We start from the raw sequence: 12,454 nt of genomic DNA on the forward strand, positions 1-12,454 counted from the left end.
AGGTCAAGAAACAGTGGCAGAAATGCCCCATTTAGATAATTTTCTGCCACACTGGATGTATGTTGAAATCAGTGGCGGTGATCGTTGTTCCCAACTTCTCGATCTTCGAATTCGGCACGGCTTTCGAAGTCTTCGGCATTGACAGGACTGACCGGGACGGCGGAGTTCCGGGCTTCGACTTCCGGGTCTGCGCCCCGGAACCGGGTGATATCCGGATGAAGTCGGGGCTCTCCCTGCACGTGGAGAACGGACTTGAGGCAACCGCGGACGCGGACCTTGTGATCATGACCCCCTTCGGCAGGGACCAGGAGCTGCCCGAGTCCGTCCTGGAGGCCCTGCGCGCAGCACACGAGCGGGGAGCATGGGTCATGTCCATCTGCTCAGGGGCCTACGCGCTGGCCCGCGCCGGATTGTTGGACGGGCGCCGCTGCACCACCCACTGGCACTACTCGCATGACCTTGCAGCGCGCTACCCGGAGATCATCGTGGACGAGAACGTCCTTTACGTCCAGGACGGAACCATCATCACCAGTGCAGGCACGGCCGCAGGAATCGACGCGTGCCTGCATTTGGTCCGCGTCGAACTGGGAGCCAACGTCGCAACGGCCATAGCCCGCGACATGGTGGTGCCGCCGCACCGTGACGGCGGACAGGCCCAGTTCATCGACCGCCCCATGCCGCAATGCGGATCAGCGCCCATGGAGGAACTCCTCCGCTGGATGGTGCAGCACCTTGACCAGGAGCACAGCGTCAACGAGCTGGCGGCCCGGCTGCACATGTCCCCCCGGACGTTCGCGCGCCGTTTCCGTGCTGAAACCGGAACAACACCCGCCGCCTGGCTGAACTCGCAGCGGGTAATAAGGGCCCAGGAACTGCTGGAGAGTACGGAACTGAACATCGACGAAATTGCCCGCGAAGCAGGTTTTGGGCATTCAGTGCTCCTTCGGCACCACTTCACCAAGGTCCTCTCGACCAGCCCACAGAGCTATCGCCGGGCGTTCCGCGGACAGCTGGCCGAGGCAATCTAGGCGTCAGCGCCGACTGCCCGATTTTCCTCGCAACTCCGAGCCCTCAGCCTTGGCGCACTCCACCAGTTCCTGCCACGGGCCCGTAATGGCCCGCTCGGGAAGTGTTGCGCGGCGTTGGCCGGCCCGGATTGAGTACATGAAGCGATCCGGTTCGTTCAGCGTGCGGTCCATGCCCTGTGCCTCGTCCCATGGGCACGCGTCAACGATGGGAACCCACCGTTCCTTCTCCTCGGAAGAGATGGCTTCGACGATCCAGACGCGCGTCATCGCTGCGATTCCTCCACTGCGTTGGACGGTGATCTTCATGACCCGGCTGTTTCTCGTTCCACCCTCGGATGCCAGTCACCAGGCGGGTCCGAACACGGCCGTGGGTCCCGCCAACTGACTAAACCTTGACCTTCACAGTGTCCCACGCCTTCAGGACGGCGTCATGCTCCGCGGAGCCCGCACCGTACAGTTCTTCGGCCGTAGCAACCGTGGTCCTGGCGAACTTCCCAAAGGTGCAGGCCGCGGGCAAGGCCCCACTGGTCAGGGTGCCGTACCAGATCTGTCCCGGAGCCTCCCAGGCATTGCCGCCCAGGGTGGCGCTGACCAGGTAGAAGGCCCTGTTGGGGATACCCGAGTTGATGTGCACACCGCCGTTGTCGGCACTGGTCCTGACGTAGGTGTCCATGGAATCAGGCTGGGGGTCTTTGCCCAGGACGTCGTCGTCGTACGCGGTTCCGGGGGCTTTCATGGAGCGAAGGGCGGCGCCCTGGACCTGATCGGTGAAGAGTCCTTCGCCGATAAGCCAGCTCGCCTGCTCAACCGATTCCTGTTTCGCGTACTGCTCCACGAGGACTCCGAAGACGTCCGACATCGACTCATTGAGGGCCCCCGCTTGGTTGCGGTAGGCGAGATTGGCGGTGTATTGGGTCACGCCGTGGGCCAGTTCGTGGCCGATGACGCTCACGGACTTGGTGAAGCGCTGGAAGATCTGGCCGTCTCCGTCGCCGAAGACCATTTGGCTTCCGTCCCAGAAGGCGTTGTCATACAGCTTGCCGTAATGAACGGACGCGTCGAGGGGGAGACCGGCGCCATCGATGGAGTCCCGGCCGAAGATCTCGCCGTACAGCCGGTGGGTGTTCCCCAAGCCGTCATAGGCCTCATCTGCTGCGGGATCCCCGACGGCGGGGGCGCCTTCTTTCCGGACGAGACGGCCCGGCAGCGTCTCCAGGCTCCCGGCATCGTAGATGGTCCGCTTCGGAGGGCCCGGCTTGGCCTGCCGCGCGCTGGGCGGTGCTGCTGGAAGGGGTGCCGTCCGAAGGGCCTGCAGGCCTTTGACGTGCAGCAAGGATTCCTTGGCCGCCCTGGCAACTGCCCGCAGGCGCGGTTCATTCTGGGCAGCAATCCTGCGGAGCATGTAAGGCGGGACGATTGAGCAAATCACGGCAAACCCCTTTGGCTACGGACGAGGACCCTTTGGGATCAGCCTAGGAGCAGGGGCGGACAAAATAGTGTTGGAGGCCCGGCAAGCCCCGAAGTGATAGCGGCTGACCGGGAGACAAAAATACCCCGCCAGCAAGGCTGGCGGGGTATTTTCATTGTGCCCTCGATAGGATTCGAACCTACGGCCTTCTGCTCCGGAGGCAGACGCTCTATCCCCTGAGCTACGAGGGCATCCAGGGATCCCTCCGTTGCCGGTGGGACGCCCTAGAGCTTAGCAGCCACTGAGCCGCAAAGGAAAACTGCAACACACTTCCTTCAGCAGGTTGTTCGGCAGGTTGCTCAGTACCCCGCGAAAGAGTCCACATGAACCCGTCGTGCACCTGCGCCTCGGGCTGCCGCCCGCAAGGAGTCCACGCTGGAGGGCGAACCGGAGACAAACACCTCACGTTCGGCAATATCCGGCACCAACTCCTTCAGGCGCCCTGCATCGATCCGCGACGTTCCGGCGTCGTGCATGAACTCCGGGGGAGCGGAACCGTCCGCGAGCCGGGCAATGACTTTCGCCCCTGAGGCTTCCAACTCGCCTGTTCCGGCCAGCTCGGTGCGGCTTTTGGCGAGGTACAGCACCACCGTGTCCCGACTCCCGCGGGAGTCGGACGCCAGCTGCGACAGGAAAGGCGTGATGCCGATTCCTGCCGCTATCAGCAGGACTGGTTTGCCGGCGTCGTGCGGGAGCAGGAAATCACCGCCCACCGCGGTGGCCGAGACGGTATCCCCGGGGTGGAGCGCCAACAATGCTCTCTTGGCAGTGGACAGCGGCTCTGCCGTGCCGACTCCGAACGTCACCTCCGCCGCACCGGGCGGGTTGGTCATGCTGAAGACACGACGGCGGCCCTTCCCATCGGAGCCGGAATGCGGCAGGTTCAACTCCATGAACTGCCCGGCCGCGAACCTGACAGGACGCTGTGGTTCGAACCTGAACTCCGTGCTTCCAGGTGTCAAAGGCCGGGAGCCCTTGAAGACCAGCTGGACACCGCCCCGTTGGCCAAGGAAGAACGCAATCAGGTTGCCAAGCAGCAGCGCCAGTTCCGGGGAATTCGCGACGAAACCGACGTTGTACGGGACAGCGAAGACAACACCGACGACGGCGGCAAGGGCCAACTGCTGCCAGCGCCGGGGAGGCAGGGTGAGCGGCTCGGAAAGCATGAAGCCGACAAAAAAGAGCAAAGGACGCTGGGCCAGGGGCTGCCACAGGGCCTGTCCGAACGTCATGCCCCGGTTCAGGAGTTCGGTGGTGATGATGCCGGTGGCGGTTACCATGAACACCGCTGCCATGAGCATCTTCCGGGTGCGGTAAAGGACAACCAGCACCCCGGGCACCAGCAGCCACAGCATCGCCGGTGTCGCAGCCCACCAGGTCGCAATGTTCAGGCCCGTCAGGCCAGTCAGGAAAGCCCCGGCCGCGGCGGGGTTGAAGATGTGCCGGCCGCGGAACGCCAGCGCGTACTTGGAAACGCTCGCCAGCACGCAGGCCAGTGCCACGCCGGCCATATCAGCCGCCCCGAACGCCGGCCAGAACAGGAAGTAGAGCAGCAGCCCTGTAATGAGCGAAGACTCCGAGTGCGGCCTGACCCGAAACACCAGGGCCAGCAAGCGGCTGGACAAGTACGTCAAGCCAACGCAGAGTGCCAGGTGCACCAGCATCTCCGGGATACCGAAGGTCAGCCAACCCAGCACGTTGAGAACCATGCTGTAGGCCACCAGGATGGCAAGGACCCAGAGAATCAGGCGGTACATCGTGAAGCGGCCCAGCCAGGTATCCAGACGGGAATTAACGGCAATCATGAAAACAGTCTCCCCTCAAATGCCGCCGAATACGTGGCAGCACCAGCCGATGACACCTTGAGCCACGAGAACTCGAACTCGTCCTCCAACGGCTCCGGATCCATCATGAACAATGCCGTGGCCAGCGCATCGGCCTCCAAGGCGCTCGCAGCCATGGTCCAGGTCGCAACAGTGGTTTCGATGGGCTGGCCGGTGGCGCCATCGAGTACATGGTGCAGCCCATCGCCCCAGGCTCGCCGGTTGGATGCCGAGGCACACAGCGCGGAGTTGGCCAGTTCCACGGTGCCAATGGCCTGCTTCGGGTTGTACGGGTGTTCCAACGCGACGACGACCGGATGCGTACCGGAATGCAGCATGTCGCCGCTGCCGTCCACCAGGAAATCGGTGTGTCCGGCAGCCCGCAGGACGTCGCCCAGAAGGTCAACCAACTGGCCTTTCCCGGCGGCGCCGATATCCAGGACCACCGCTTTGGTAGCCATCAGCTCCGTGCCTGTCCACTCAAGGGTGCCTTCCCACGGGGGTGGCGCCTCCGGGCTGCCCGGGCTGGCCAGGGCGTAGTTTGCGTCGTAGCCGAGATGCTCGAGGCTGCTGCCGATCAGTGGCGTCATCCTTCCACTGCTGAGTCGGTACAGGGCCGCATAGATCTTTTGCAGGGCAGGTGCGTGGTCCGGAAGGGTGATGCGGCCGGGGCCCCGTGACACGGTGGCCACCAATGAGTCCGGCCGGAACCGCGACCACGCCTTGTCGTACGCGGAAACGGTGTCCAGCAGTTGGCCCCGGAGCTCAGCGCCCAGGCTGTCCGGCGTCGAAATTTCCCACCGTGTACCGATCCCCTCGAAGTCGAACAGGCTCCAGCCAGGGTGCGGCATGGCTGCTACTTGGCCTGGGACTTGATTTGTTGCACGGCATCGTTGAAACCGGCGGACGTCAGCGAGGAGCCAGCCACTTTCGAGACGTTCAGCTCATCGATGTCCTTGCCGACAATCTGGGCTGCGATGCCACTGGCAAATTCGCCTTGGAACTTCTTGGTGTTCGGATTGGAGGGATGGGTTGTGATGTTGACCGCAGTGACCTTATCCGCAGCCAACGTCAGCTCTACGCCTACCGTTTCCTGGCCGTTGGGCGAGGTGTAAGTGCCGTCAGCGCTGTATGTGCCGTCCTTATAACCGGATGCCCCGTTGGCTGAGGATCCCTGTGGCGAGGGAGCGGTGGTGGAGACCTTGCCACCGTTCTGGGAAGCGGGAGTCTCCACGGCCGGCGATTCGGCCTTGGGGGCGCAGGCAGCAGCCGTCCCGATGATGGAGAGGCCGGCAAATCCAACGTAGAGGCTCTTGCGGAGTGGCGTAGTCATGGTTCTGCTCGTTTCAACTGGGCGTTCGACTGGACCGGTTTGCTAAGGGGCAATGACTTCAAGTCCTTGCCTGTCCGGGGAGGCCGCTCATGCCGTCCCCTTACGTGTTCATAACGTTGAAATGAGCCTAATGGTTCAGGCTGTGCCGGGCGCCAGCCAGACCTGTGCCGGGGCTGTGTCAAAAGTATCCACATACGGCAGCCTCAATTCCGCGACTTTGCGGGCCCCCGGTAGGCTAGATCCGTGACTCCCGAAGAACTCTCTGCTGCCATATCCGCCTGCCTCAAGGACGCCGTCTCTGCCGGCGAAATCGCGTTGACGGAAACGTCCGTGCCAGACGCCGTGCGCGTGGAGCGACCCAAGAACCGGGACCACGGAGACTGGGCCACCAATATTGCATTGCAGTTGTCCAAGCAAGCAGGCATGAATCCCCGCGAATTCGCCGGAATCCTCAGTAACCGGCTGCAGGCCATTCCCGGTGTCACGGGCGTGGATATCGCCGGTCCCGGCTTCCTGAACATCACAGTCGATGCTGCTGCAGCCGGCGCCCTGGCCAAGGCCATTGTCGAAGCCGGGTCCAGCTACGGTACAAACCAGGCCCTCGCTGGCCGCGTGGTCAACATGGAATTCGTTTCCGCCAACCCCACCGGTCCGCTGCACATCGGGCACACGCGCTGGGCTGCCCTGGGTGATTCGATTGCCCGCGTCCTGCGTGCTTCGGGCGCCGACGTCACCGCTGAGTACTACATCAACGACGCCGGTTCGCAGATGAACGTCTTCGCCAACTCAGTGTTGTCGCGGCTGCATGGACGTGGAGTCCCCGAAGGCGGCTACCCGGGCGAGTACATCCGGGAACTCGGCGACGAAGTCCTGAAGGCCCACCCGGATGTCCGTGAACTGACGGACGAGGCAGCGCTGCCGGTCATCCGTGCGGCAGCCTACGAAGCCCAGATGGCTGACATCAAGGCCACGCTGGCCGGATTTGGCGTGGAGTTTGATGTCTTCTTCTCCGAGAAGGAACTGCACGACGCCGGTGCGATCGAATCGGCCGTCGCCCGCCTCCGCGAGCAGGGCCACGTGTTCGACGACGGCGGTGCCGTCTGGTTGCGCACTACCGACTTCGGCGACGATAAAGATCGCGTCATGATCCGTGCAAACGGCGAACCGACCTACTTTGCAGCGGATGCCGCCTATTACTTGTCCAAGAAGGACCGCGGATTCACTGAGAAGATCTATCTCCTCGGCGCGGACCACCACGGCTACATCAACCGCCTGAAGGCCATTGCCGCGTGTGCCGGCGACGATCCGGAGGTCAACATTGAGGTCCTGATCGGTCAGCTGGTGTCGGTCAACGGTGCCAAGCTGTCCAAGCGTGCGGGCAACATCATCGAGCTCAAGGACCTTATCTCCTGGCTCGGCAAGGACGCTGTCCGTTACTCGTTGGCCCGCTTCCCCGCAGATTCCCCCCTGACCCTGGACCCGGAACTGTTGAAAAAGCACAGCAACGAGAACCCCGTGTTCTACGTGCAGTACGCGCATGCCCGTTCCCGCGGCACTGCACGGAACGCCGAAGAAGCCGGCGTGGACCGTTCAGTCTTCGATGCCTCGCTGCTGGATCACCCCACGGAAAACGAGTTGCTCTCCTATTTGGGCAGCTACCCGTCCATCGTTGCCAAGGCTGCCGAGCTGCGGGAGCCCCACCGGGTGGCCCGCCACCTCGAGGTCATCGCCGGTGCTTACCACCGTTGGTACGACGCGTGCCGGGTCTCGCCCCAGGGCGAGGAACCCGTCCAGGACGTTAACCGCACCCGCCTGTGGCTGAACGACGCCACCAGCCAGGTGCTCGCCAACGGACTCGAACTGCTGGGCGTGTCAGCGCCGGAACGGATGTAAGCCATGAACACCAACGCAGCACATGCTTCTCCGCTCGCTCCGGATTGGCTGGCAGTTCCCGAGAACCTCAACGCCCTGCAATCGCCGATGTGGGCTGCCGACGTGGAGAAGAACGACGCCGGTGAGGTCGCCATTGACGGCATTACTGTCAGTGAGCTGAAGGAACAATACGGAACCCCGCTTTTCGTCATGAGCGAGTCGGACTTCCGGTCCCGCGCCCGGGCGTTCAAGGACGCGTTCGACGAAGCCTTCGCGGACATCTGCGGGGGAGTGGACGTCTACTACGCAGGTAAGTCCTTCCTGTGCACCGCAGTGGCCAGCTGGGTGGCCGACGAGGGCCTCCGCCTGGACACGTGCTCCGGCGGTGAACTTGCGGTCGCTGCACGTGCGGGGATCCCGGGTGCCAACCTTGGCCTGCACGGCAACAACAAATCCGACGCGGAAATCAACCGTGCCTTGGATATGTCCCTTGGTCGGATCGTGGTGGACAGCCTCGACGAACTGGAACGGGTGGCAAAGATCGCCTCCAGCCGGGGCGAAACAGCCAAAGTCATGTTGCGGCTGACTCCTGGCGTTCACGCCCACACCCACGAATTCATCGCCACGGCCCACGAGGACCAGAAGTTCGGCCTCTCGATGGCAGGCGATTCCACCGACGAAGCCGGGCTCTCGGCAGCAGAAGAGGCCGTGGCTGCTGCCACCGCCTACGACAGCATCGAACTGCTGGGCTTGCACTGCCATATCGGGTCACAGATTTTCGAGCCTGACGGCTTTGCCTTGGCAGCGGAGAAACTCCTCGGATTCCTTGCCGCCATGCAGGCGAAATACTCCATCACTCTTCCCGAGCTGGACCTCGGCGGCGGTTACGGCATCGCCTACACGCCGGTGGATACTCCCCGGCCGCCTGCCGAGATCGCGCAGGCCATGGCCGACGTCGTTCGTTCCACCTGTGCCGCACTGGGCATCACCGCCCCCCGGATCTCCATCGAACCAGGCCGCGCGATCGTGGGGAGCAGCACCTTCACCCTCTACGAGGTTGGCACGCTCAAAACGGTCCGCGTAGACGTCCCGGAGAGCGAAACGGAGGACAAGAACGTTACGTATCCGCGGCGCTATGTGTCGGTGGACGGCGGGATGAGCGACAACGCCCGTCCGGTGCTGTACGACGCGGATTATTCGGCAATTTTGGCTTCACGCGACTCCACGGCCGTTCCGCAGCTGTCCCGCGTAGTGGGCAAACATTGCGAGAGCGGCGACATAGTTGTTAGAGATGTATATCTGCCCGCGGATGTGGCAGCCGGTGATTTGCTCGCAGTACCGGGTACCGGCGCCTACTGCTGGGCCCTTTCCAGCAACTACAACTACCTGGCCCGGCCTGGCGTTGTCGCTGTACGCGACGGAGCCGCCCGGCTGATTGTCCGCGGGGAAACCGAAGAAGATCTCTTGAACCGCGACATGGGAGTGGCGAATGTCTGAAGTGCAAACCTTGAAGGTGGCCCTGCTGGGCTGTGGCAACGTTGGGGCCCAGGTTGCGCGGATTCTGATTGACGACGCCGAAGCTTTGGCTGCCCGCACCGGAGCCCGTCTGGAACTTTCGGGCATTGCCGTGCGCACCATCGATGCACCCCGCGACGTCGAACTGCCCCGCGAACTGTTCACTACCGATGCCGACACCCTGGTCAAGGACGCGGACCTCGTCATCGAGCTCATGGGCGGCATCGAGCCCGCCCGCTCCTTGATCCTGACGGCCATCCAGAACGGTGCCTGCGTGGTTACCGGCAACAAGGCATTGCTCGCCCAGGACGGCCCCACTCTTTATGAAGAGGCTGACAAGGCAGGCGTCCAGCTCTCGTATGAAGCGGCCGTTGCGGGAGCCATTCCTATCCTGCGTCCCATCCGCGACAGCCTGTCAGGCGACCGCATCACCCGTGTCCTGGGCATCGTCAATGGCACCACCAACTTCATCCTCGACCAGATGGACACCACAGGCGCACAGTTCGCTGACGCCCTGGCCGAAGCCCAGCGGCTCGGGTACGCAGAAGCGGATCCTACTGCCGACATCGAAGGACACGACGCCGCGGCTAAGGCTGCCATCCTCGCGTCCCTGTCGTTCCACACGCGCTTCTCCCTGGACGATGTCTACTGCGAAGGCATCACGAAGGTCAGTGCTGCGGACATCGCTTCGGCCAAGGAAGCGGGCTTTGTCATCAAGTTGCTCGCCATTGCCGAAAAGATCGAATCTTCGGATAACGGCAGCGGCATTTCGGTGCGGGTCCACCCCACCCTCTTGCCCCGTGAGCACCCCCTGGCTGCAGTTCGCGGTGCCTTCAACGCGGTGTTCATTGAGGCCGAAAATGCTGGTGAACTGATGTTCTACGGACAGGGCGCTGGGGGTACCCCCACCGCCTCTGCCGTGCTGGGTGACCTGGTCTCCGCGGCCCGCCGACTCGTACTTGGCGGCCCGGGCCGAACGGAAACCACCACAGGCCATGTCCCTGCGCTGCCCGTCGATGCCTCCAACACGAGCTACTACATTGGCCTGGACGTCGCCGACCAGGCCGGCGTCCTGGCCCGCATCGCGCACATCTTTGCCGAGCACGCCGTGTCCATCGAGACAATGCGCCAGACAATCCACCGCGACGCTGCCTCCAAGGTCGAGTCGGCGGAGCTGAAAATCGTGACGCACCGTGCATCCGAAGCTGCACTCGCAGCAACCGTCGAGGCCGTGAAGGGCCTCGACGTCATCAATTCTGTGACATCCGTACTGCGGGTAGAAGGGGTCTAAGTGGCTCACCAATGGCGCGGAGTAATCCGCGAATACGCTGATCGTTTGCCCGTAACGGAAGCCACCAAGGTCATCACCCTCGGCGAGGGCGGTACGCCGCTCGTCCACGCGCAGAAGCTCTCCGAGCTCACGGGCTCCGAGGTATACCTCAAGGTGGAGGGCATGAACCCCACGGGTTCCTTCAAGGATCGTGGAATGACCATGGCCATGACTGCGGCCGTGGAAGCCGGCGCGAAGGCCGTTGTCTGTGCCTCCACCGGCAACACCTCCGCTTCTGCGGCTGCCTACGCAACCGCGGCGGGACTCAAGTGCGCAGTGCTCGTCCCCGAAGGCAAAATTTCCATGGGCAAGCTGAGCCAGGCCATCGCGCATGGCGCCACCTTGCTTCAGGTGGATGGCAACTTCGACAACTGCCTGGACATCGCCCGCAAGCTCGGCGAGGCTTACCCGGTGTTCCTGGTGAACTCCGTAAATCCGGCACGTATCCAGGGCCAGAAGACCGGTGCTTTCGAAGTTGTTGACTCGCTGGGCGACGCTCCCGACATCCACGTGCTGCCCGTCGGCAACGCCGGCAACATCAGCGCCTACTGGAAGGGCTACAAGGAGTACTCCGCACCGTTTGAGACCGCCAACGGAACGCTCCCCGCCGTCTCCACCAAGACCCCCACCATGTGGGGCTTCCAGGCAGCAGGTGCCGCGCCCTTCGTGGCAGGGCACCCCATCACCGAGCCTGACACCATCGCCACTGCCATCCGCATCGGCAACCCGGCATCGTGGGACACCGCTGTCGCGGCCCGCGACGAATCAGGTGGACTGATCGAGGCAGTCACCGATGAGGAGATCCTGGCGGCCCACCGTTGGTTGTCCGCCAAGGAGGGTGTCTTCGTCGAGCCCGGCTCCGCCGCTGGTGTTGCCGGCCTCATCAAGAAGCACGCGGCAGGCGAGGTTCCTTCGGGAAAGACCATCGTCATCACGGTCACCGGACATGGCCTCAAGGATCCGCAGTGGGCACTTCGTACCGAAGACGGCAGTGATGTCCAGCCCGTCAAGGTGCCGAACGACGTCGTCACCGTTGCCGCGGAACTGGGACTGGAAGAAAACTAAGAGTGGAATCAACGCAGCCCACCGCGACCGATCGTGCACTCGTCGCGGCAGGCCAGCGGCTGACCGTCACGGTCCCCGGTACGAGTGCCAACCTGGGCCCCGGTTACGACAGCCTTGGCTTGGCCCTGTCCATCTATGACACTTTGACGGTTGAAACCCTTGGCACCGGAGAGCTCGAGTTCGAGCTCTCCGGTGAGGGGGCAGATACCCTCCCCCGCGATGCCAGCCATTTGGTGGTGCGGGCGATCGACCTGGCGCTGGATCGCCTTGGCTTCCAGCGCTCGGGCCTGAAAATTACGGCTGAAAACGTCAATCCCCATGGCCGGGGCCTCGGTTCGTCCGCGTCGGCTGTTGTGGCGGCAGTTACTGCTGCCAACGCCTTGGTTCCGGAGGAATCCCGGCAGGGCCTCGACTGGGTCCTCCAGCTGACCAGTGAGGTCGAAGGTCACCCGGACAACGTCGCACCGGCGATTTTCGGCGGACTGGCGCTGTCATGGCAGGACAGCGAGCAGTACAGCAGCACCCGCGCCGATGTGGCGCCCGAGGTTATTCCCGTGGTGGCTGTGCCCGACTACGAACTGTCCACGGAAACTGCCCGCGGTCTGCTTCCTGCATCCGTTGGCCACCACGCGGCAGCCATGAACTCCGGACGCGCAGCCCTGCTCATCCACGCTCTGACAGCGCAGCCTGAGTTCTTGCTGCCGGGCACCGAAGACTACCTTCACCAGAGTTACCGGGCGCAGGCCATGCGTCCCAGTGCGGACCTCATTGCGGCGCTCCGTTCCGCCGGACATGCAGCTGTGGTCTCGGGCGCCGGACCCACCGTGATGGTGCTGGCCAATGGCGAACAAGAAGCCGCGGTTGTTACTGAATTCGTCGAGGCGTACACGGCATCCAACACACCCGACGTCGGTTGGCGTGTGATGACGCTGGCTGTAGACGTTCAAGGTGCTAGAGTGGAAGTGCACCGCCGGTAAAACCGCGGGCAGTTCCCTGATTTTGGATTGCGGCACTTTCGCC

General features: G+C 63.3%; 11 protein-coding genes and 1 tRNA gene. 6 read left to right on the forward strand and 6 right to left on the reverse strand.

The features are described from left to right. Nucleotides 1-59: 59 nt before the first annotated feature. The gene (locus ACNQOP_RS11150) at nt 60-1,028 is read left to right on the forward strand and encodes a GlxA family transcriptional regulator (protein WP_235520550.1); all 969 of its coding nucleotides are present in this window, start codon (nt 60-62) and stop codon (nt 1,026-1,028) included. A gap of 3 nt (nt 1,029-1,031) precedes the next feature. Here the strand turns inward: ACNQOP_RS11150 and ACNQOP_RS11155 are convergent, their stop codons facing one another. The 6 genes from ACNQOP_RS11155 to ACNQOP_RS11180 form a co-directional block, all read right to left on the reverse strand. Beyond that, on the reverse strand, nt 1,032-1,334 hold the full coding sequence (locus ACNQOP_RS11155) for a protealysin inhibitor emfourin (protein ID WP_416404480.1): 303 nt from the start codon (nt 1,332-1,334) through the stop codon (nt 1,032-1,034). Nucleotides 1,335-1,413: 79 nt separating this feature from the next. Next, nucleotides 1,414-2,457: a M4 family metallopeptidase gene (locus tag ACNQOP_RS11160; RefSeq protein ID WP_257369156.1), complete on the reverse strand. Its 1,044-nt coding sequence runs from the start codon at nt 2,455-2,457 to the stop codon at nt 1,414-1,416. A 157-nt stretch (nt 2,458-2,614) separates the two neighbouring features. Beyond that, nucleotides 2,615-2,687: transfer RNA gene (locus tag ACNQOP_RS11165), tRNA-Arg, on the reverse strand. Between the two features lie 108 nt (nt 2,688-2,795). Next, nucleotides 2,796-4,301: an FAD-dependent oxidoreductase gene (locus ACNQOP_RS11170; protein WP_416404481.1), complete on the reverse strand. Its 1,506-nt coding sequence runs from the start codon at nt 4,299-4,301 to the stop codon at nt 2,796-2,798. Beyond that, complete coding sequence (locus ACNQOP_RS11175; RefSeq protein ID WP_416404482.1) at nt 4,298-5,170, reverse strand: FAD:protein FMN transferase; 873 nt, start codon at nt 5,168-5,170, stop codon at nt 4,298-4,300. Before ACNQOP_RS11175 ends, ACNQOP_RS11170 begins: the two co-directional genes overlap by 4 nt. A 5-nt stretch (nt 5,171-5,175) precedes the next feature. Next, a complete protein-coding gene (locus tag ACNQOP_RS11180) occupies nt 5,176-5,652 on the reverse strand; it encodes an FMN-binding protein (RefSeq protein WP_416404483.1) in 477 nt (158 codons plus the stop codon). A 243-nt stretch (nt 5,653-5,895) separates the two neighbouring features. Between ACNQOP_RS11180 and argS the strand changes: the two genes are divergently transcribed. The 5 genes from argS to thrB are packed head-to-tail and all read left to right on the forward strand — an operon-like array spanning nt 5,896 to nt 12,411. Further along, the gene (argS, locus tag ACNQOP_RS11185; protein WP_235521620.1) at nt 5,896-7,545 is read left to right on the forward strand and encodes an arginine--tRNA ligase; all 1,650 of its coding nucleotides are present in this window, start codon (nt 5,896-5,898) and stop codon (nt 7,543-7,545) included. A gap of 3 nt (nt 7,546-7,548) precedes the next feature. Next, nucleotides 7,549-9,021, forward strand: a complete 1,473-nt coding sequence (gene lysA, locus ACNQOP_RS11190; RefSeq protein WP_416404484.1) for a diaminopimelate decarboxylase — start codon at nt 7,549-7,551, stop codon at nt 9,019-9,021. Then, complete coding sequence (locus ACNQOP_RS11195; protein WP_235521618.1) at nt 9,014-10,330, forward strand: homoserine dehydrogenase; 1,317 nt, start codon at nt 9,014-9,016, stop codon at nt 10,328-10,330. The genes lysA and ACNQOP_RS11195 overlap by 8 nt, the downstream gene beginning before the upstream one ends. Next, entirely contained in the window at nt 10,331-11,434 is a 1,104-nt protein-coding gene (gene thrC / locus ACNQOP_RS11200; protein ID WP_416404485.1) for a threonine synthase, read from the forward strand. 2 nt (nt 11,435-11,436) lie between these two features. After that, nucleotides 11,437-12,411, forward strand: coding sequence for a homoserine kinase (gene thrB / locus ACNQOP_RS11205; RefSeq protein ID WP_416404486.1), 975 nt, complete (start codon nt 11,437-11,439; stop codon nt 12,409-12,411). Nucleotides 12,412-12,454 lie beyond the last annotated feature (43 nt).

The sequence above is a fragment of the Arthrobacter sp. LFS091 genome (genome assembly GCF_047977885.1).
Lineage (GTDB): Bacteria > Actinomycetota > Actinomycetes > Actinomycetales > Micrococcaceae > Arthrobacter.